Annotated in this window: 15 protein-coding genes and 1 rRNA gene; 13 read left to right on the plus strand and 3 right to left on the minus strand. The window is 67.1% G+C overall.

Translation table 11 applies throughout. The features are described 5' to 3' along the window. Nucleotides 1-2 precede the first annotated feature (2 nt). Complete coding sequence (locus VD964_RS23980) at nt 3-968, plus strand: class I SAM-dependent methyltransferase (RefSeq protein ID WP_324871009.1); 966 nt, start codon at nt 3-5, stop codon at nt 966-968. Nucleotides 969-1,189: 221 nt separating this feature from the next. Continuing rightward, nucleotides 1,190-3,706 carry a cellulase family glycosylhydrolase gene (locus VD964_RS23985; protein ID WP_324871010.1) on the plus strand — a complete coding sequence of 839 codons (2,517 nt, stop codon included), beginning with the start codon at nt 1,190-1,192 and terminating at the stop codon, nt 3,704-3,706. 89 nt (nt 3,707-3,795) lie between these two features. Here the strand turns inward: VD964_RS23985 and VD964_RS23990 are convergent, their stop codons facing one another. Both VD964_RS23990 and VD964_RS23995 read right to left on the minus strand, forming a co-directional pair. After that, complete coding sequence (locus VD964_RS23990) at nt 3,796-4,443, minus strand: serine acetyltransferase (protein ID WP_324871011.1); 648 nt, start codon at nt 4,441-4,443, stop codon at nt 3,796-3,798. A gap of 33 nt (nt 4,444-4,476) precedes the next feature. Then, nucleotides 4,477-5,955: a lipopolysaccharide biosynthesis protein gene (locus tag VD964_RS23995; protein ID WP_324871012.1), complete on the minus strand. Its 1,479-nt coding sequence runs from the start codon at nt 5,953-5,955 to the stop codon at nt 4,477-4,479. An 850-nt stretch (nt 5,956-6,805) separates the two neighbouring features. On the opposite strand from VD964_RS23995, the gene VD964_RS24000 reads away from it, so the two are divergent. The 11 genes from VD964_RS24000 (at nt 6,806) to VD964_RS24050 (ending at nt 21,499) form a co-directional block, all read left to right on the plus strand. Next, nucleotides 6,806-8,257: an exopolysaccharide biosynthesis polyprenyl glycosylphosphotransferase gene (locus tag VD964_RS24000; RefSeq protein ID WP_324871013.1), complete on the plus strand. Its 1,452-nt coding sequence runs from the start codon at nt 6,806-6,808 to the stop codon at nt 8,255-8,257. A gap of 272 nt (nt 8,258-8,529) precedes the next feature. Further along, nucleotides 8,530-9,858 carry an O-antigen ligase family protein gene (locus VD964_RS24005; protein WP_324871014.1) on the plus strand — a complete coding sequence of 443 codons (1,329 nt, stop codon included), beginning with the start codon at nt 8,530-8,532 and terminating at the stop codon, nt 9,856-9,858. A gap of 88 nt (nt 9,859-9,946) precedes the next feature. Then, complete coding sequence (locus tag VD964_RS24010) at nt 9,947-10,978, plus strand: glycosyltransferase family 2 protein (RefSeq protein WP_324871015.1); 1,032 nt, start codon at nt 9,947-9,949, stop codon at nt 10,976-10,978. Nucleotides 10,979-11,002: 24 nt separating this feature from the next. Then, entirely contained in the window at nt 11,003-12,205 is a 1,203-nt protein-coding gene (locus tag VD964_RS24015; protein ID WP_324871016.1) for a glycosyltransferase family 4 protein, read from the plus strand. A gap of 378 nt (nt 12,206-12,583) precedes the next feature. Then, the gene (locus VD964_RS24020) at nt 12,584-13,753 is read left to right on the plus strand and encodes a glycosyltransferase family 4 protein (RefSeq protein ID WP_324871017.1); all 1,170 of its coding nucleotides are present in this window, start codon (nt 12,584-12,586) and stop codon (nt 13,751-13,753) included. Nucleotides 13,754-13,839: 86 nt separating this feature from the next. Beyond that, complete coding sequence (locus VD964_RS24025) at nt 13,840-14,772, plus strand: polysaccharide deacetylase family protein (protein ID WP_324871018.1); 933 nt, start codon at nt 13,840-13,842, stop codon at nt 14,770-14,772. A 331-nt stretch (nt 14,773-15,103) separates the two neighbouring features. Then, the gene (locus VD964_RS24030) at nt 15,104-15,397 is read left to right on the plus strand and encodes an acyl carrier protein (protein ID WP_014188245.1); all 294 of its coding nucleotides are present in this window, start codon (nt 15,104-15,106) and stop codon (nt 15,395-15,397) included. A gap of 37 nt (nt 15,398-15,434) precedes the next feature. Continuing rightward, nucleotides 15,435-17,216, plus strand: a complete 1,782-nt coding sequence (locus VD964_RS24035; RefSeq protein ID WP_324871019.1) for a class I adenylate-forming enzyme family protein — start codon at nt 15,435-15,437, stop codon at nt 17,214-17,216. Between the two features lie 80 nt (nt 17,217-17,296). Then, nucleotides 17,297-19,336 carry an asparagine synthase (glutamine-hydrolyzing) gene (gene asnB / locus VD964_RS24040; protein ID WP_324871020.1) on the plus strand — a complete coding sequence of 680 codons (2,040 nt, stop codon included), beginning with the start codon at nt 17,297-17,299 and terminating at the stop codon, nt 19,334-19,336. A 55-nt stretch (nt 19,337-19,391) separates the two neighbouring features. Continuing rightward, nucleotides 19,392-20,396 carry an NAD(+) synthase gene (gene nadE / locus VD964_RS24045; protein WP_324871021.1) on the plus strand — a complete coding sequence of 335 codons (1,005 nt, stop codon included), beginning with the start codon at nt 19,392-19,394 and terminating at the stop codon, nt 20,394-20,396. Then, on the plus strand, nt 20,393-21,499 hold the full coding sequence (locus VD964_RS24050) for a GNAT family N-acetyltransferase (RefSeq protein ID WP_324871022.1): 1,107 nt from the start codon (nt 20,393-20,395) through the stop codon (nt 21,497-21,499). Before nadE ends, VD964_RS24050 begins: the two co-directional genes overlap by 4 nt. A 174-nt stretch (nt 21,500-21,673) precedes the next feature. Here VD964_RS24050 and VD964_RS24055 read toward each other — a convergent pair. After that, nucleotides 21,674-21,813, minus strand: a 23S ribosomal RNA gene (locus tag VD964_RS24055); the annotation flags it as partial.

The raw sequence follows: 21,813 nt of genomic DNA on the forward strand, positions 1-21,813 counted from the left end.
TCGTGCAGAACACAGCCGACACATTGCCGATGGATCGCCTGCCCGCCGACCAAGCGGGCGGAGACGCCCTCGTCGAACGCTACCGGCGGAAGTTCCACCTCTCGCCGACCTATCCGCTGACGGCGGAGATGGTTCACCGGCACTGGGACCTGGAACGGCGCCTTGCCCGCGAATTGCTGGCGACCAAGCCCGAAGAGCGCTGGGACGCCTTCGAGCAGGCCTACACCACGCTCTACAGCAGCTGCCCCTGGCTGAACGAGGCGGAGGACGACGCCCACACCCGCAACGACGAGTTGGACTTCCGCCACTTCCTGACCCTGCTGGGCGGGCCACAGGACGTGTACGAGGTGGGTTCGGGCAAGGCGCGGCTGCTGCGCTATCTCGCCCGCCACGGCTATCGCTGCGTTGCGACCGAGGTGACGCGCGAACGCGGCGCCAGCTGGATCGAGCAGGACTCCAACATCACCTGGAAGAACAGCGACGGCGTGCATCTGGCCCGGTTCGAGCCGGCCGACCGCTATGACAGCGTGATCTCCACCCATGTGGTCGAGCACATGCATCCCGACGACGTCGTCACCCACATGACGAACGTCCAAACCATCCTGAAGCCGGGCGGGAAATATGTCCTGAGCATGCCGCACAAGTTCGCCGGCCCGGCCGACCTGTCGGAGGTGTTCGGCCTGGACGAGCCGGTCTGCATGCATCTGCGCGAATACCGCTGGGCCGAGACGGCGGCGATGCTGCGCCAGGCCGGCTTCGACCGCGTCGAGGCGGTCTACGTGGTGCCGATGGCGGTGCGCCGCCGGCTGAACCTGCATTTCGCAAGCCGCGCCTATTTCGGCTACGTGCGCTTGGTTGAGGCATTTTTGGGACGGCTTCCATTAACCCTTAATCGCAAGCTCGGAAGGGTTGGGCAGCTCTTTATGTTCCGGCCAGAGGTGTTCGTGGTGGCGCACAAGCCCAAGTGACACCTTTTCGCTCGCCGCTAAAGCACTGAAAAGCAAAGCGCCAGGGACACGATCTACCCCTTTGTTGCAGCAATGCATCGACAAAGGGGTTTTTCGTGTCCCTTTCTTTTCACAGGAGACAGTGGCATTAGAGCCGCATTTCCCTAAAATTTGAAATACCTCGTTAACCTTTTCCGGCCAGTCTGGGCTCCAGCGAAAACACGGAAAAGAGGATACTTCCAATGGCAACGAACCCCGTCGATATGACCTTCGTCGTCAATGCCTCGGGTGTGGCTGCCGGAGGAGTCTGGCCGCACTTCAAGTTCCTCGTCGACGGCGTCTCCGTCGGCCAGGCGACGGTCAATTCCACCAGCGCAGGCAAGTACAGCTTCACCACCAAGGTGGCGCCGGACGCCGCGCACAAGGTTCAGGTCGTGTATGACAACGACTGGCTGTCGACCGACAAGGCCGGCATGTACCGCGATCTGATCGTCAAGTCGATCGAAGTCAACGGCAAGACCATCGCTTCCAACAGCTCGACGGTCTCCTACGCCGCTGATGGCCAGGGCACCCTGTCCGGCCGCGAAGTTCTGTCCTGGAGCGGCTCGCTCGACTTCAACATGTCCAAGGACGTGTTCGCCGGCGCCGCCGGGACCCCGACCACCCCCACCACGCCGACCACCCCGACCACCGGCGGCACGCCGATCGTCGTGAACGCCTACGGCAATGCGGCCGGCGGCGTGAACGCCCACTTCAAGGTCCTGGTCGACGGTAAGGTGATCGGCGAAGCCACCGCCGGCACCGCCGCGAAGGACTTCACCTTCAAGGCCAACGTCAGCGCCGACGTGGCCCACAAGGTCCAGATCCAGTACGACAACGACGGCGTCGTCGGCGGCATCGACCGCAACCTGCACGTCAACAAGATCACCATCGGCGGCCACGCCGTCGCCCCGACCGACAGCGTCGTGTCGATCGACAAGGGCGCACTGGACGGCAAGGACATCATCGCCGGTCAGAAGTCCCTGTGGTGGAACAGCACCATGGAAGTGAAGGCCGACAAGTCCTGGTTCGCCGGCAGCACCTCCACCCCGACCAACCCGACCGAACCGGCGACCAAGCTGACCCTGTCGGTCAACGACGTGTCGGTGACAGAGCCGACCGGCAGCACCACCTCCGGCGGCATCCAGGGCTTCCTGAGCACCAAGGGCAACCAGATCGTCGACGAGGCCGGCAACACCGTCCGCCTCACCGGCATCAACTGGTTCGGCGGCGAGGGCTACAACTACGTGCCCGCCGGCCTGTGGGCCGACAGCTACCAGGGCCACCTGGAAAAGATGAAGTCGGTCGGCTTCAACACCATCCGCCTGACCATGTCGGACGAGATGTTCGACAGCTCGGCGGTGACCAACGGCATCGATTATTCGAAGAACCCGGATCTGGTCGGCCTGACCCGTCTGCAGGTCTATGACAAGGTCATCGACCATGCCGGCAAGCTCGGCATGAAGGTGATCCTCGACCACCACCGCAACGACGGCGGCGCCGGCACCAACGAGCACGGGCTGTGGTACACCAGCCGCCACCCGGAATCGACGGTGATCGCCAACTGGAAGATGCTGGCCAAGCACTATGCCGGCAACGAGACCGTCATCGGCGCCGACCTGCACAACGAGCCGAGCGTCACGGCCACCTGGGGCGGCAGCGCCGCCACCGACTGGGCCTCGGCCGCCGAGCGCATCGGCAACGCCATCCAGACCGTGAACAAGGACTGGCTGCTGTTCGTCGAAGGCACGGAGTGGAGCAGCACGCTGGCCGGTGCGCAGTCCCGCCCGATCCATTTCGACACCCCCAACAAGCTGGTCTATTCCCCGCATGCCTACGGCCACAGCGTCGGCAACTTCAGCTGGCTGAACGACCCGGCCTATCCGAACAACCTGCCGGCCCAGTACGACAAGATGTGGGGCTACCTGTACAAGAACGACACCGCGCCGATCCTGCTCGGCGAATGGGGTGGCCTGTTCAACAGCTCGGCCGAGCAGACCTGGGCCCGGACCATGGGCAAGTACCTGAACGGCGACTGGAACCTGGACGGCAAGAGCGACATCGCCGCCGGCGACAAGGGCATGAGCTGGACCTTCTGGGCCTGGACGCCGGAATCGGGTGACGTGGGCGGCATCCTGATGGACGACTACAAGACCATCAACCAGTCCAAGATCAACCTGATCAAGCCCGCCATGGAAGGTGCCATCTTCGATACCGCCGGCGGCTCCAGCACCCCGAACACCGCCAACGCCACCTTCACGGTGAAGCTGTCGGCAGCCTCCGGCACCCCGGTCACGGTGGATTACGCCACGGTGGACGGGACGGCCAAGGCCGGTTCGGACTACGCCGCCACCAGCGGCAAGCTGACCTTCGCCGCCGGCGAAACCACCAAGACCGTCTCGGTCAAGGTGCTGAGCGACAGCGTGACGGAAGGCAACGAGACCTTCAGCCTGAAGATCTCCAACTCGACCGCCGCGACCATCGCCGACGCCACCGGCACCGGCACGATCACCTCGGCCGCCGCCAAGGCCGCCGCCGCGTCGCTGAGCTCGGCCGACCTGCTGGCCCACTCGCTGACCACCGCGAGCAGCACCGCCGCCGACCTGCCGACGGCGTCGGTCGCCAGCATCGACAGCTCGGTCACCGACCTGTCGCACGCCGCCTACGACACCGCTTACCACGGTGCGGAGTGGCACGACCCGATGGCGCACGCCGCCTGACGGTCGGTCCTTCGGGGCGAACCACGGTTATGGGAAAGGGCCGGCAGCATAGCTGCCGGCCCTTTTTCCGTGTGAGGCGTGCTTCAGCTTCAGCCCGGAACCGGCGAGGCGGCGGCGGTTGCCGCCACCGTGGCTGCCGGACCGACCGGCGCCGGATGCGGGATGTCGGGGATGGTGACCTCCGCCACCGCCTTGCCCGGATTGCCGGCGACGACGGTGCGCCGCGGCATCGGCTTGGTGACGACGGAGGACGCCGCGACGATGCATTCGTCGCCGATGGACACGCCGATCACCACCGCATGCGGCCCGACCCAGACGCCGTCGCCCAGTTCCGGATAATGGGTCACCCGCCCGCTGGGAAGCAGATCGTCCTTCTGGCCGAGCGTGACCCCATGGAACAGGGTGACGTTGGCGCCGATGCGGGCGTTGGCGTTCACCACCAGCCCCCAGCCGTGCAGGATGCGCAGGCCGGGACCGACCTCGGTCTCCCACGGCAGGTCCATGGCGGCGGAATGCTGGGTCCAGCGGTGCAGCAGCCGGCAGGCGGCCAGCAACGGCTTGCGCAGCGGCCCGGCCATCCGGTTCGCCGCCTGGCAGCTGCGCAGGGTGAAGGTCACCCGGAACATGCGGTTGCTGGCCAGCAGTTTCAGCACCGCCCCGAGGCCGGAGCCGCCGCCGTAGCGGACGGCGTCCGCCGCGACGGTCTGCCGATAGGTGTAACGGGGAGCGTCCTGCATCGCGGTGTGATCCTCCCGGGGGTTCAGGTGTCGTCACGCCGTCTGCGGACGGCGAAGAAATCGGCCGGCCATACGGAACAGCATCGCACGGTCGGTCTTGCCGAAGCTCGGCCCGAACAGGGCGACGATGGCGAACAGCATGGTCAGCCCGACCTTGGCGGCGGTGTAGGTCGGGTTCACCTCGAACTCGAACAGGGCCAGTCCGGCCAGATAGGCGACGGCGCCGGGCGCCAGGATGCCCAGGATGCGGAGCACGCTCAGCGGCGGCTCCTTCGGGCTGAGGCGGCGGCACAGCGCCTCGGTGGCGCCCAGCATCACCAGCTCGCGACCCAGCACGCCGATGGCCCCGCCCATCAGGCCGAGCGGCCCCAGGGTGACGGCCATGATCAGCACGCCGACCGCCAGCCCGCCCAGCGAGATCGCCGGCAGCACGCCGACCTTCTTGGTCTTCACCAGCCCGACCTCGGCATGCATGCGCACGCCGTGCACCACATAGGCCAGCACCAGCAGCGGCATGCAGGGCAGCACCGTGTCGTACTCGCTGGACGCGATCAGCCACAGCACCTCCGGCGCGGTCAGCGCCATGCCCAGTGCCGCGGCCGACAGCAGCACGACGAACAGATAGAAGACGAATTCCGACTGTTCCCGGCCGGCGGTGTTGTCCTGCGCCTCGATCCGGCTGACCGACCAGATCTGCAGGAAGGACGCGGTCAGGAACATGTAGAGCATGGTGGAGAGCCGCAGCCCGAAGGACAGCACGCCGACCGCCGCCACGCCCATCAGCAGGTTGACCAGATAACGCATGGCGAACTGGTTGCCCATGTCCAGCATGGTCTGCGGCATGAAGGGCAGGCCCAGCACCGTCACCCGCTTCAGAAGCCCGAAGGAGAAGCCGAGGCCGTTCGCCGCCAGGATCGCCACGGTCAGCCCGACGCCCAGCCCGACGAAGGTGATGGCGTTGGCCAGGAAGATGCCGGTAACGCCCAGGTCCATCCACAACAGGAAGCTGAGGTTGAGGCCGATCAGCCCGACCGCCTTGCCGACGGAGATCAGCAGGCAGGTGCCCGACCGCTTGTGGACCCGGTAATAGGCGAGCGCCAGTTCGAACACCGCGCTGAAGGCGATGCCGGCAAAGGCGAAGGCGATGATCGGTCCCTGGTCCCGGCTGCCGAACAGCAGCTCGCTGGCGCCCCAGCCGGCCGGCAGCGCCACCGCCAGCAGGGCCAGCGAGGCGGCCCACAGGCCGATCATCGTCGTGCTGACCACGCGGGACCGGCCGCGATCGTCCGAATGTTCGAAATAGACGACGGTGAAGGCGTTGATCATTCCGATCATCAGCATGACGGCGACGATGTCGCCCACGACGCTGATCAGGGCGTAGACGCCGAACTCCGCCGGTGACAGGACCTTGGCATAGAGCGGCAGCAGAAGCAGTCCCGCGGCGCGGTTGACCACATTCGCCACCATGAACATCCAGCCATGCTTGATGATGGTGCCAGCTTCGAGAGCCATCCGGTTTCCTTCGCCCCCTGTTACCCACCGTCCCTCCCCGGCCCCGCTCGCCCCGGTCCCGCTCGGGATGGGTAGGCGGCGTCCGGTGCATCACACAGGCGCACAACGGGAATGGAGCGCGGGAAAGGACCGCGCCAAATCTCGGCGGCGGTCCGGAAAGCGTCAATTCGGCCTTGAAGCGACGGCGGCACTCTTCGGTGCTAGTCACCACGGCTTCGGTCAGCGGACCCGCCAGAGAAACCGGACCTCCGGATTAGGCTTTCCGGCGGACTGGCACGCTGCCTCCTACGCCCTGCAACAGGCAAGGGTGCGTTCGCGCCACGCCTTCGCTCGGAATCGTTGACCATCCTCCATCGGGAAAACCGGGGGGACACCCCTCCCCGCAAGTTTGGAGATCGCCCCCTTCCGCGCCCCGGCAATCCGACCGGTCGAGGGAGGCCGCCGCCCGCTTCTACCCACAATTCGCGGTGCATTCAGGTGTCGACAGGGGTGCGGCACCACCTTGCCCTTACCCCGAAACGCTATCCCTGCCGGGTAAAGCATCCAAAAGTATCCCCATTAATATTCGGGTGTGCGCACCCTTTGAAACTCCGGTGGTATCGCGGACGCGAAATCAACGTCCGTATGCACTGTTGCTGCCTGCGCCTCCTCATCCTAATTCGTCCTCAACGAACCGCGGATCGGCTGACAAAAATCATGAAAGAGCGATCTTTACACAAATGCGCCTCTGCAGACTTCGCGGCGCAGCAAAGTAAAGACGGGCCGTTTCCCAAGAGACGCTGATGACGAGCGACCACCCGCACGAATGGCCGTGCGGTGGCTGGCATTCCCTTCAACCACGGGACCTGCGATGAGCAAACTGGACCCAGAAGCGGTCATTGATCTGACCTCGGCAAAGAAGGCGACGTTCCCGACGATCGCCCCCGGGCTGTTGCTGGCACTCTCCGATGGCCTCGTTCTCGCCCTGGTGGGTTGGACGCTCAACCATTTCCTCGGCACCGACCCGCTGATCGATCCGGTGGAGGCCGCCGCCTGGCAGCGGTCGCTGGTCACCGGCCTGATGCTGGTGCCGCTGGTGAAGTCGGTGTTCGGCATCTACACCCTCGGTCGTTTCGACTACATGGAACGGACGAGGCGGACCTTCCAGGCGGCCTTCCTGTGCTGCGCCGTCCTGGCCGTGCCCTTCATCGTGATGGAAGGCTTCCGCTCCTTCTTCGTGGAGGCGCTGTCGATCGCGCTGCTCGGCTTCGCCGTCACCTATGTGGCGGACCTGCTGCTGATCCAGGGGCTGCTGTCCAGCGCGCTGGACTGGCGCACGCCGGTGATGATCGTCGGCGCCGGCCCGCAGGGCGCCGCCATCGCCGAGAAGCTGCAGCGCCTGCCCTGGCTCGGCATGCGTCCGGTCGGTTTCGTCGACGACGACGACAGCCTGTGGCAAACCCGCGTCGCCGGCCTGCCGGTGATGGGTCCGGTCGAATTGCTGGCCAAGTCGCCCGCCGTCGCCCGCCAGGCCACCGCAGCCATCGTCGCCGACATGGGACGCCACGGCAGCGATCTGACCGGCCTGGTCCGCACCCTGCCCTTTCGTCAGGTCTACTGCGTGCTGGGCGAGGGCAATGTCAGCGCCGTCGACGCGACCTATCACAACCTGCACGGCTCGCTGGCCCTGCGCGTCAGCGTCCGTCCGCCGACCGGTTACCTGCGCATCCGCCGCGCCATGGACATCGTGCTGTCGGCGATCCTGCTGGTCGTGGTGGCGCCGCTGATGCTGGGCCTCGCCGTCGCCATCAAGCTGGACAGCCCCGGCCCGGTGATGTTCCGCCAGAAGCGCTGGGCCGGCGGCAAGCAGACCTTCGACCTGCTGAAGTTCCGCTCCATGCATGTCGATGCCGAGGAGCAACTGCAGCAGCTGCTGGAGAACGACCCGGTCGCCCGCGAAGAGTACATGACCTACCACAAGCTGACGGTCGATCCGCGCATCACCCCGCTCGGCCGCTTCCTGCGCAAGACCTCGCTCGACGAGCTGCCGCAGCTGTGGAACATCCTGATGGGCGACATGAGCCTGATCGGCCCGCGTGCGTACATGCCGAAGGAACTGCCGGAGGTGGGTGACTCCGCCGCGGTGATCGGCACCGTCCGTCCCGGCCTGACCGGCTACTGGCAGGTGTCCGGCCGCCACCGCACCACCTTCCAGGAACGCGTGTCGATGGATGTCTTCTATGTCCGCAACTGCGGCCTGCTGTTCGACTTCTTCATCCTCTGCAAGACCGCGGTGATGGTGCTGAAGGGCGACGGTTCGTAAAGCCGCCGCCATCCCGGACCGAATGCCAGCCGGACCCCCGCGCCACCCGCGCGGGGGTCTTTTTTTCGTCCACGCTGCGCCGTTCCTGAAAATGCTTAGGGTCCATTCCCTTTTTCGGGCGGTAACGGGAGCGGGAAACGCGATTCCGGCTACCCCTTTCGGGCGCGGCCTCCTTCGGTCTAATGCCACCGCCCGGCTACGAGATGGGGGGTGGCAATCGCATCTTCAGTGCTGCAAAGCCGAACCCGGTACGGCAGCCTAAGGGAAAGCCGATGAAAATCCTCGATTTTCTGGAAAAAAGCATCGCCGTCATCGGCATCATGGCCTTCGGGGGCTCGGTGCTTCCGCTGATGCTGACCGGCGGCGACCCGCTGGCCGGCGACCTGGAAGCGGCCGGGGTCACGGTTTTTTACGGCGGCATCTATGTCCTGCTGCTTGCGGCGATCGCGCTGAGGCCGGCGATCGCCTTCCAGATTCCCTTCGCCAGCCCGGCACTGACGGCGATGATCGCCTTCGCCTTCCTGACCGCATTGTGGTCCCTTTTCCCGGACGTGACGCTGCGCCGGTCTATCGCCTTCCTGTTCACCACGGTGTTCGGCATCTGGCTCGGACTGCGGTTCCGCTTCCCGGAGATCATGCGGCTGATCGTGGTCGGGCTGTCGGCGCTGATGTTCGTCTCCTTCTTCATGATCTTCGCGATGCCGGAGATCGGGCTGGACAGCGCCCAGCATGTCGGCGCCTGGAAGGGCGTGTTCTTCCAGAAGAACGTGACCGGCCGCATGATGGTCTGGCTGATCCTGGCCCTGGTCTGGCTGGACTGGCAGAAGGAGCAGAGCCGCTGGGTCACCCGGCCGCTGATGCTTCTGGCGATGCTGCTGATCGTCATGAGCCGGTCGGGCACCGGCCTGATCACCTCCATCCTGGTGTCGGTGGCGCTGCTGTCCACCACCATGCTGCGCGGCAGCATCCGCAACTTCGCCCCCACCATGGCGCTGCTGCTGGCCCTGCTCGTCATCATGGTCACGGCGGGCGCCACCTTCTGGTACGACGTGCTCTACGCTCTGGGCCGCGACCCCACCCTGACCGGACGCACCGTCCTGTGGGAGCACATCGTCCATTCGGTCGGCGAGCGTCCGCTGCAGGGCTACGGCTATGCCGCCTACTGGTTCGGCTTCAACGGTCCTGGGTCCAGCTTCACCCGCGACTGGGGCATCACGTCGGCCCACAGCGGCTGGCTGGAGCTGACGCTCGACCTCGGGCTGGTGGGCGTGGCGCTGGTGCTGGCGTTGCTCTGCCGCCTGCTGTTCCAGGGCTTCTTCGCCGCCCGCTACGGCAACAGCCGGCCCGAGGCCGCCTGGACCTTTGCCGTCGGCTGCGCCCTGCTGGCGGTGTCGGTGTCCGAGAGCGTGTTCGCCGAGCGCCATTCCATGAACTGGGTGATCGCCACCGTCGCCGTGGTCCGTCTGGTTCAGCAGAGCCGTTGGCAGCGGCTGCTGAACGACCGCGCCGCGGAACGGGCCCGACTGCACGGGCATGCCCCGGCCGGGATGAACCCCTCGGGCATGGGTCCGGCCTACGCCACCCAGAGCCGGGGGCTCTAGCCGCCGCATCCGGCCTTCGAACATCCGGCCTGCACAAGGCCACGTCATCAGCGACCTTTCCCATTTTCCTTCGACCGAAGGCAGACCCATGAGCCAGAAGAACGAGCCGGCAAGCTTCAACCGTCCGGCAATCGGCAAGCAAGGGGCCGGCAAGCAAGGGCCCGGCGAACAGGCGGCCAACGACGAGGCGGCGCCCAACGAGCAGGTCACCGTCGTCATCCCCACGCGGAACCGTCCGGACATGGTGATGCGGGCGGTGCGCAGCGCACTGGACCAGACCTATGGCGACCTCGACGTCATCGTGGTGATCGACGGCCCGGATCCCGCCACCGCCTCCCATCTGGCGACGCTGGCCGATCCGCGGCTGACCGTGATGGAACTCGAGACGAACCACGGCGCGGCGGAAGCCCGCAACATCGGCGTGCGCAGCGCGCGGGGCGACTGGATCGCCTTCCTCGACGACGACGACCATTGGATGCCCGAGAAGGTGGAGCTGCAGATGGCGGCCCGCCCGGCCGACGTCCGCTTCCCCATCATCAGCTGCCGCTGTCAGGTGGTGACCGCCCGCGGGACCTTCGCCTGGCCGCGCCGGCTGTCGACGCCCGCAGACGCCATCGGCGACTACCTGTTCGTCCGCCGCGGGCTGTTCAAGGGCGAGACCTTCGCTCCCACCACGACCCTGCTGACGCCCAAGGCGCTGCTGCTGCGCAATCCCGTTCCCAAGTCCCGCTTCGACGATTGGGAATGGCTGATCACCTGCGGCCGGATCGACGGCGTGGCGCTGATCCATATCCCCGACGTGATGGCCGTCCATTACACCGAGGAGAACAACCGGGTCACGCTGTCGACCTGCCACAACATCAACCACGCGCTGGAATGGGCGGAGGAGATGCGCAACCACCTCTCCCCGCGCGCCTACGCCAGCCTTCTCCTCCAGGCGACCGGCGGCGAGCAGGCGGCACGCACCGCGGGCACCCGCTGGAGAATCCTGAATTCCGCCTTACGCGACGGGCAGCCGACGCCGATGGCGCTCGCCACCTTCACCATGCACTCGCTGATGCCCGTCGGACTGCGACGCCGGCTGCGCCAAGCCCTGTTCTCCGCGTCCGACGCTGCCTGAGCCGGAAAAAGGACCCTGACGCCTATGGACAGCATCAACGACAGCCGTGCCCCCAGCCGCCAGCCGGAAACGGCCAAGCGCACCGTCGTCGTCTTCGCGACGCCGGGTGCGCTCGACGGCGGCGGCGGCATCGGCCGCATGACGGGCTATGTGGTCGACCAGTTCGACAAGACGGGGACGACCCAATCGATCATCCTCGACACCCGCGGCACCGGGAGCGTTCTGCTGTCACCCTTCTACCTCGGCTTAACCCTGGCGCGGATGGCCTGGATCCTGGTCCGCCGCCGGGCCTCGGTCGTGCACATCAACGTGTCGGAGCGCGCCAGCTTCCTGCGCAAGGCGGCGGTGCAGGCGGTGGCCGGGCTGCTGTCCTGCCCCACCGTCGTCCATCTGCACGGTGCGTCCTTCGTCGAATATTTCGAAGGCGGCGTCTTCGCCCGCGCGATCAGCCGCTGGCTGTTCAACCGCTGCGGGCGGGTCGTCGTTCTGGGCGACAACTGGCGGGACTATCTGGTCCAGTCGGTCCGCACCGATCCCCGCAAGATCCGGGTGCTCTACAACGCCGTGCCCGACGTCGGTGCCGATCTCGGCCCGCGCAGGCCGCCGGAACCGGGGGCCGTCCTGTCCCTGCTGGTGCTCGCCAACCTGTCCGAACGCAAGGGCATCGGCACCCTGCTGCGCGCCTGCGCCCTGCTGAAGGAGCGCGGCCAGCCTTTCCGCGTCACCATCGGCGGCGGCGGCGACGTGGACGGCTACCGCGCCATGGCCGCGGAACTGGGGGTGGCGGAGGAGTGCAGCTTCCTCGGCTGGATCGGCCGGGAGGAGGCGCACGCCCACATCCGCTCCCACGACATGCTTCTGCTGCCCTCGACCCATGAAGGTCTGCCGATGGTGATCCTGGAGGCGCTGTCGGCACAGCTGCCGGTGATCACCACCCCGGTCGGCTCGATCCCGGAGGTGCTGGCCGACGGCGAGACCGCGCGGATCATCCCGGTCAACGACGCCGCCGCCCTGGCCGGCGCGATCGTGGAGGTGGGCAGCGACTCGGCGCTCTACAGCCGCCTGGCGGAGCAGGGGCGCCGGCTTTTCCTGAAGCAGTTCGTGATCGACGCCTACGCCAAGTCCCTTTTGGCCATCTACCAGGAGCTCGACCGCAGCGGAACAGAGCTGTCGGGGGAACTGGACAAGCTGGCCGGATCGGCCGCCACGGCCTCCAAACGGAGGTGACGGCGACCCGCCTCCGGTTCGGTGATCGGGGTAGGAAACAATCAGGAAGCATATAACCGGAATGGAGATTGTACATGCACAGGTTGGGTAACCATACCGGCAGGCCAACCCGTTCGGTCGCTCCACAGCGTGCGGGTGCGGCATCGCGTAAACTTGCACCTGCGTGTCACCCGGCCTCCGGCCGCGGGACATTCCAACCGGCGGCAGCCGATCGGCCGCACCACAGCTTGCAGTTCTCCGGCGCCTGATCGACAGGCAAAAGGGATAGAGGCCGAAAACAAAACAAGCCCGCCGCAGCCGTCGAAGGACGGACGTCACACGGCAAAATGCCGGGACGCGAAAGAGGAAAGGCGGGCAGGGAAAGGATCAGGAGTGGACATGATTTACATCGTCTCCCCCGGCGGTACCCAGGAGAAAGGCGGAATGGGCCGTGTGGTCGACAACTTCACGACCGATCTCCGGCAGAACTGCCCGGATGTGAAGTTCGAGGTGGTCGACAGCTACGGTCCGGGCAAATTCCACCTGATGCCCCTCTACTTCGCACGGGCCACCGCCCGCCTCGCCGGCTGCTTCGTCGCCGGAAAAGCCGATCTCGTCCACATCCACATGGCGGAATATGGCAGCGTCCTGCGCAAGGGCATCCTGATCGCCATGGCCCGCGCCTTCGGCGTGCCGGTCGTCCTGCACCTGCATGGCGGGCGTTTCCCGAAGCACTTCAAGGACTCCAGCCCGATCATGCGCTGGGCGATCCGCCGCATGATGGCGATGACCAGCGAGATCGTCGTGCTGGGCGAATTCTGGCGCGACTGGGTGGCCGAGGCCTTCGGGCCGGAGGCGCGTCAGCGCACCACCCTGCTGCACAACGCCGTTCCGGGCCCGGTGAAGCCCCCCGTCCGCGACGACGCGGAGGACGGCTTCTCCGGTCCTGTGCGCCTGCTGTTCCTCGGCCGCCTGATCAAGCTGAAGGGGATCGACGTCCTGCTGAACGCACTGGCGTCCCCCGCCTGCCGCGACCGCAACTGGCAGGTCACCATCGCCGGCGACGGCGACCTGGAGACCTACCGCAGCCTCGCGACGGAACTGGGCATCGCCGACCGCGTCACCTTCACCGGCTGGCTTGATCAGACCGGCTGCCGGCGCGAGCTGGCCAACGCCCATGTGCTGGTCCAGCCCTCGATGTTCGAAGGCCTGCCGATGTCGGTGCTGGAGGCGATGGCGGAAGGTCTGACCATCGTCGCCACCCCGGTCGGCAGCGTTCCCGACGCCATCGCCGACGGCGAGACCGGGCTGCTGGTGCCGCCGGGCGACGTCGCCGCACTGGCCGACACGCTGTCGCGGGTGATCGACGACCGCACCCTGCGCCGCAACCTCGGCGCCGGCGCCCGCGCCCGGTGGGAGCGCCAGTTCGACGTCGCGGTGTTCCGCGAACGGCTGCTGGAAATCTACCGCCGCAACGCCCGCGGCAGCCTGAGCACGACACCCGCCGTCCCGGCGGGGCCGGTGCCGGCCTCCGGGCCGACCGGCCACTCCAAGAGCACGACCGGCTGAAGCGACGTGTCCAGCCTTGCCCCCGGCCCGGAGATCGGGTCTCCCGGCACGGACCGGGGGCATCGACAAGAAGGAGGGTATGCACCATGAAGAACGCCATCGCCAATCTGGTGCGCTGGTCGGGGTTCGGTGCGATGCAGCGGTTCCTGAAGGCGCGCCACGGGGTCACGATCGTCGTCTACCACGACCCGACCCCGGAGGTGCTGCGCGAGCATATGCGGTGGTATTCGAAGCACTATGGCTTCACCACGCTGGACGCGGTGGCGACCGCGATGGAAACCGGCCGGTGGGACAAGCTGCCCGCTTATCCGCTGGTGATCACCTTCGACGACGGTCATCGGAACAACACGGAACTGGCGCCGGTGTTCCGCGAATTCGACCTGCGTCCGACAATCTATCTCTGCAGCCAGATCGTCGGCACCGCCCGCCCCTATTGGTGGAAGACCCCCGCCGCCGACGGCATCGGGGTGGAACGGCTGAAGCGGGTGCCCGATCCCGAACGCCGCCGCCTGCTGGCGGAGGCCGGCAACGACCCCGACCGCGACGGCTCCGACCGCCAGGCGATGACCTGGGACGAGATCGCGCGGATGACGGACGTCGCCGATTACGGCGCCCACACCCGCACCCACCCCATCCTCCTGCAATGCGACGACGGCCGCTGCGCCGACGAGATCGCGCTGTGCCGCACCGAGCTGGAGGAGGCGCTGGGCCGGCCCTGCCGCCACTTCGCCTTTCCCAACGGCGATTTCAGCGACCGCGAGGTCGAGGAGATCCGCCGCGCCGGCTACCGGACCGCGCGCACCATCGATCCCGGCTGGAACGACGCTTCCACCGATCCCCTGCGGCTGAAGGCTTTCCCGGTGTCCGATGACGCGACGGTGGAATGGCTCAGCGTTCAGCTGACCGGCATTCCGGCATGGCTGCGCAAGCGCAAGGGCGGCACCGGCGGCGCCGAGGCCGGAGAGGTCATGTCCGGATGGTCGGGGCCGATGGCGAAGCCCAAGTCTGCAGGCGTATGACCGCCAATTACTTTCGCACGCCAAAGGTCAGGACACCGTCATCTAGCCCTATAACCAGACAACAGAGTGGCTAACCACAGACTTCAAGGCACTCCTATCCTTTGATCCCTCGCAAAGCAGCGCGATCGTCACAATAAAATTGCATATCACGCTGATGCGAAATCGAAGGCCGGAACGACGAAAGGACAGCACGCAGGGGGTCAGCCGGAACCCGCCCCCGGACAGTCCCTACGAAGCCCCAGGACCCGGTTTCGACCGAACCCTCTTTGCCACAGAACCCCTTTTGCGACGCAACCCAAGTCGACCGAACCCAGCAGGAGTTTTCAGAGACATGCGGACCGCCACCCTGACCGACACGACCCTGACCGCTCCCGCCCTGCCGGAAATCCGCGCGTTCATCGTGGAGAACTTCCTGCTCGGCAAGGACTCCGGCTTCGACAACAGCGAATCCCTGCTGGAGTCGGGGATCATCGACAGCACGGGCATCATGCACGTCGTCGCCTTCCTGGAAGAGCGCTTCGGCATCGCCGTCGATGACGACGACATGATCGCCGACAACCTGGAATCCGTGGACCGCATCGCCGCCTTCGTCGGCCGCAAGCAGGAACTCCGCAACGCCGCCTGACCCCGCGGGAACGACGGCGGAAGCGGCCAAAGCGGACATGGCCAAGACGGACATGGCCAAAGCGGACTTGGCCAAGACGGGCGCGGCCAAGAAGACGGGCAAAGGCAAGAAGGACATCCTCACCATGGCCCATCTGGTTCACCAGTTCCTCACCGACACGGCCCGGCGCGATCCCGACCGCACCGCGCTGATCGCCGGGGATGCGCGCCGCAGCTTCGCCGAGCTGGATCGTGAAAGCGACGCCGTCGCCTGCGCGCTCCAGTCGGCGGGGATCGCCCGCGGCGACCGCGTCGCGGTGATGCTGGAGAACTCCATCGAGTATGTCGCCGGCCTGTTCGCCACCCTCAAGGCCGGCGGCGTCTTCGTCCCCGTCAATCCGTCCACCAAGGCCGACAAGCTGACCTACCTGCTGGCCGATGCCGGCGTCCGGGTCCTGATCGCACCGGCGGCGCTAGCCCGGCAGGTCCTGCCGGCGTTGGAGGCGGTGGAAACGCCGCCGGCCGTCCTGTGGGTCGGCGCCGGCCTTCCGACCGGTGCGGCGGGGCTCCTCCCAGGCCTCCGCTACGCCGACGCGGTGGCGGGCCAGCACCGCCAGCCGGTCGATCCCGGTCTGATCGACCAGGATCTGGCGGCGATCATGTACACCTCCGGCACCACCGGGCGCCCGAAGGGCGTGATGCTGACACACGCCAACTACGTCAACACCAGCTGGGCCATCTCGACCTATCTGGAGAACACGCCCGACGACGTGGTCATGTGCGTCCTGCCGCTGACCTTCGGCTATGGCCTGTCCCAGGTTATGACCGGGGTCCGCGTCGGCTTCACCCTGGTGCTGGAGCGTTCCTTCGCCTTCCCGATGGAAACGCTGAAGCGCATGGTCCAGCATCGGGTCACCGGCCTGCCCGGCGTGCCGACGGTCTTCTCCACCCTGCTGGGGCTGGATGCGGCGAAGACCGCCGATCTCGACTGCCTGCGCTATCTGACCAACGCCGCCGCTCCGCTGCCGGCCGCCCATCTCCGCCGTCTGCGCGAGCGGTTCCCGCAAGCCGTCTTCCATTCCATGTACGGCATGACGGAGTGCTGCACCCGCATCAGCACGCTGAGCCCCGCCGAACTCGACGCGAAGCCGGCCTCCGTCGGCCGCGCCATCCCCAACTGCGAGGCCTTCGTTGCCGACGAGGAGGGCAACCGCCTTCCCCCCGGCCAGGTGGGCGAGCTGGTGGTGCGCGGCGCCAACGTGATGCGCGGCTACTGGAACCGGCCGGAGGAGACCGCCCGCCGCCTGCGCCGCGGTCCCCAGGGCGAAACCCTGCTGTTCACCGGCGACCTCTTCACCCAGGACGCCGAAGGGCATCTCTACTTCGTCAGCCGCAAGGACGACGTGTTCAAGTGCCGCGGCGAAAAGGTCAGCCCGCGGGAAGTCGAGAACGCACTGTACGAACTGGACGGCGTTCTGGAGGCCTGCGTGATCGGAGTCCCCGACGATGCCGACGGCTTGGCGGTCAAGGCCTTCCTCGTCCCGCGCGACGGTGCGTCCCTGTCAGAAGCGGCGATCCGCCAGCACTGCCGCGGCCGTCTGGAAAGCCACCTCGTGCCGAAATTCATCGAGTTCCGCGACAGCCTGCCGAAGACCGACTCCGGCAAGATCCGGCGCGCGGAACTGGTGGAGGAGACTGCAACGGCCCCCTCCCCATCCCTCCCCCGCTCTCAGCGGACCTACGGTCCGCCTGCCGCGTCAGCACAAAGCGGAGCTTTGTGCGAGAGCTTCGCGGGAGAGGGGGCACGTCCGGCAGCAGCATCCGTCCCCTCTCCCGCGTAGCGGGGGAGGGTTAGGGAGGGGGCAAAACGCCTCCGATACCGACCACCACCAACACCCACCCCAGGACAGAGAGCACGCTCATGTGTGGTGTCGCCGGAGTTCTCGCAGGATCGCATGCCGAACCGCCCGGTCTGGACGAGCTGAAGTGCATGATCGCCATGCTGGGCCACCGCGGTCCGGACGGCTACGGCTTCTATCGTGACGACCGGATCGGGCTTGCCCATGCGCGGCTCAGCATCGTCGGCCTCGCCGGCGGCTTCCAGCCGATCCACAACGAGGATCGCACCCTCTGGATCAGCTTCAACGGCGAGATCTTCAACCACGTCGAACTGCGGCGGGATCTGGAGGCGCGCGGCCACCGCTTCTACACCCGGACCGACACCGAGGTGATCGTCCACGCCTTCGAGGAATACGGCCCCGCCACCTGGGCCAAGCTGAACGGCCAGTTCGCCATTTGCCTGTGGGACACCAAGCGGCGCGAGTTGTGGCTGGTCCGCGACCGGCTGGGCATCCTGCCGCTGTTCTATGCCCGCCGCGGCGACCATCTGGTCTTCGCGTCGGAGGCCAAGGCCCTGTTCGGCGGCGGCCGGGTGACGCCCGCATTCGACCCGGCCCGCCTCGCCCAGGTCTTCACCCACTGGAGCACCGCGCCGCACGGCAGCGTGTTCGCAGGCGTTGAGAGCGTGCCGGCGGCCACCGCCATCCGCATCGACTCCACGCTCGCCCTGCATGTCGACCGCTACTGGCAGCCCGACTTCGCCACCGATCCGTCGCTCGCCAACCTGTCGCTGGACGAGGCGGCCGACCGGCTGGAGGAGAAGCTGCTCGACGCCATCCGCCTGCGTCTGCGCGCCGACGTGCCGGTCGGCGTCTACATCAGCGGCGGGCTCGACAGCTCGGTGATCGCCGCGCTGGCCCGCAAGCTCGACACCACCCACATGCACAGCTTCGGCGTCCGCTTCACCGATGCCGGCTTCGACGAGACGCCGCAGCAGCGGCTGGTCGCCGGCCATGTCGGGACCGAGCATCACGACATCCTCTGCAGCCCGCAGGACATCCAGGCCGCTCTGCCCGACGTCATCCGCCATGGCGAGACGCCGCTGGTCCGCACCGCCCCCGCCCCGCTCTTCCTGCTGTCCCGTTTGGTGCGCGAGAGCGGCATCCGCGTGGTGCTGTCCGGCGAGGGCGCCGACGAGTGGCTGGCCGGCTACGACATCTTCAAGGAAGACAAGGTCCGCCGCTTCTGGGCGCGCCAGCCCGACAGCAAGGCGCGGCCGAAGCTGCTGGGCCGCATCCATCCCTTCGCCGCCGTCAACGGCCAGAAGGACAGCCCGCTGTGGCAGGCCTTCTTCAAGCGCGGGATGATGGATACGGAGGAGACCTTCTACGCCCACCGCACCCGTTGGCGGAACACCGCCTGGTCGCAGCGTCTGCTGTCCGCCGACGTCCAGGCCGCAGCCGACGATGCCGCCTTCGAGGCGCATGTGGCGGCCCATCTGCCGGACGGCTGGTCGCGCTGGTCGCCGCTCGCCCGCAGCCAGTGGGCGGAGATATCCTCCTTCATGACCCCCTACCTGCTGTCGGCCCAGGGCGACCGCGTCGCCATGGCCAACAGCATAGAGGTCCGCTATCCCTTCCTCGACCCGGCGGTGGACGACCTCTGCGCCGCCCTGCCGGACCGGGTGAAGATGCTGGGGCTGCGCGACAAGCTGGCCCTGCGCCGGCTGGCCGCCCGTCACCTGCCGGCCGAGATCTTCCAGCGGCCGAAGCGCCCCTACCGCGCGCCGATGACCACCGCCCTGTTCGGCGACGGCGCCCCGGACTATGTGCGCGACCTGCTGTCGCCGGACGCGCTCGCCCGCTACGGCCTGACGGATGCCGAGGCCGTATCCGCCCTGGCCGACAAGGCTCACCGCCAGAACGGCCGCATGGCCGGCGAGCGGGAGGAGATGGCGCTGGTCGGCACCCTGACCCTGCAATTGCTGGCGCATTACGTCCACGACGAACTTCCCCGGCGCATCCGCGACCAGCGGGCCGCCCTGGACCGTGCCGAAATTCATGTGCTGGAGGATCGGGCCGGCAACGCTCGGACCGCCACGCCCCAGCCCACCGCGGCCTGACCGCCGCGTCTCTTTTTGACCGACGATGCATCAACCCCCATCGGGAACCGTGACCATGCTGAACGCCCTTTCCTCGTTCGACTCCAAGGCCCTCGATCTGGATTGCGCGGCCGCGGCGCGCGAGATCGAAGACGCCATCCAACGCATCGTCGCCCAAGATCTGCGCCGCCAGGGCATCGTGCTCGGCGTGTCCGGCGGCATCGACAGCTCGGTCTGCGCCACGCTCGCCGTCCGCGCCCTGGGGCCGGAGCGCGTGCTGTGCATCCTGATGCCGGAGAAGGAAAACTCGCCGAAGAGCACCCGCCTCGGCACCCTGCTCTGCGAGCATCTCGGCGTCACCCCGGTGATGGAGAACATCACTGGTCCGCTGGAGGCGCTCGGCTGCTACGAGCGGCGCGACAACGCCATCCGCCGGCTGTTCCCGGAATTCGGTCCGGGCTGGAAGCAGAAGATCGGTCTCGCCGGCAACCTGCTGGACGCCGACCGCGTCAACTACTTCACCCTGACCGTCGAATCGCCGGAGGGGGAGCGCCAGACCAGCCGCATGCCGGTGGACGTCTATCTCGATGTCGTCGCCGCCACCAACCTGAAGCAGCGCATCCGCAAGACGGTCGAATACACCCACGCCGACCGTCTGAACTACGCCGTGCTCGGCACGCCGAACCGGCTGGAATATGAATTGGGCTTCTTCGTGCGCGGCGGCGACGGTCTGGCCGACCTGAAGCCGATCGCCCACCTCTACAAGTCCCAGGTCTACCAGATGGCGGCCTATCTCGGCCTGCCGGCGGAAATCCAGGGCCAGTCGCCCAGCACCGACACCTACACCCTGCCGCAGTCGCAGGAGGAGTTCTACTACGCCCTGCCCTACGACAAGCTCGACCTTGCGCTCTGCGCCTACGGCCGCGGCGCCACGGAAGAGGAAGCGGCGGCGGCCCTGGACCTGACGGTGCAGCAGGTCCGCCGGGTCTACAAGGATATCACCGCCAAGCGCCGGACCTCCGCCCGCATCCTGCGCGATGCCCATCTGGTGCAGCCGGTGTCCGTCGGGGATGAAGCATGAGCGTCATCGACTGGAAACAGCGTGGCGTCGGACGGTACGAGCCGGATGACCGTGCCGCCCTCGACGCGTTCCAGCGGGCGCATTTCGGCGCCGAGGCCATCCAGCTGTGTCCCGACCACTTCCACTGGCTGTTCGAAGAGCCGCCGGAACGGGAGCACGAGGGGCCGCAGCTCTGGCTGTGCAAGCGCAACGGCGCCGTCGTCGGCCAGCAGGGCGGCATTCCGTTCGCCCTGAAGGTCGGCGACCGCAACCGCCGGGCCTCCTGGGCGATCGACCTGATGGTTGCCCCGGAATGGCGCCTGCGCGGCGTCGGTCCCGCCCTGTCGGAAACCCATTCCAGCGCCAGCGATCTCGCGGTGTCGCTGTCGATGACGGAGGCCGCCTACAAGTCCTACAAGCGTGCGGGTTGGCTCGACCTCGGCAACGTGCCGACCTATCTGCGGGTGATCGATCCGTTGCGCTGCCTGCGCGTCAGCCCCTATGGCGGCGGACTCGCCAAGCTGGTCGCCCGGATCGGCAAGCCGGCACTCGCCGCCGCCTCGATGGGCTACGGGCTGTCGGCCAAGCTGCTCGGCGCCAAGCTGGTGGAGATCGACCGCTTCGACTACCGGGTCGACGATCTGTGGGAGGCCGCCTCGCCGCAGCATCCCGTGATCGCCCGGCGCGACTGGGCCTTCCTGAACTGGCGTTTCGACACCACACCGCAGGCCGACCGCTTCCGCCGCTTCTATGTCATGCGCGGCGAGACCGTGCTGGCCTATGTCGTGCTGCGCGTCGATCATTGGAAGGGGGAGCCGGTCGGTGTGATCTGCGACTATCTCGCCCGGCCGGGCTGGCTGGTGGCGGCCTTCTCGCTGATGACTGAGTTGGCGCGCCGGCAGGGGATGGTCGCGCTGATGTGCCGGACTCTGAACGCCCAGGCGGCGCGGCCGCTGTCGATGATGGGCTTCCTGTGCCTGAAGAACGGCCTGCACACGCCGACCCGCATGATGGTGCGCCCGGCGCTGGACCAACCGGAGTTGGCCGGGCCGACCGGCGATCCGAAGAATTGGTTCGTCACCGTCGCCGACAGCGACATGGGCTTCAAGGGGCTGGGCGAGTAGAAGAAGCCGGAAATTCACTTGCACTGCCTCACTTGCACTGCCAAACGCGAAAAGGCCGCCTTCCCACAAGGGAGGCGGCCTTTTCGCTGTTCGCGATAAAATCGAGTTTCAAGTGACGGGGTGCGTCTTCGATGAGGTCCATGGAGCGGCTTACCGCTGTGCATGGCGCTCGGTGAGATCAAGCCGATCGAGCGATTAGTAAGGCTTAGCTTCAGGCATTGCTGCCCGTCCACATGCCTCCTATCGACGTGATGGTCTGTCACGGCTCTCAAGGGAGCTCTGGTTTAGAGGTGGGTTTCCCGCTTAGATGCTTT

The organism is Azospirillum sp. (genome assembly GCF_035628975.1).
Classification (GTDB): domain Bacteria; phylum Pseudomonadota; class Alphaproteobacteria; order Azospirillales; family Azospirillaceae; genus Azospirillum.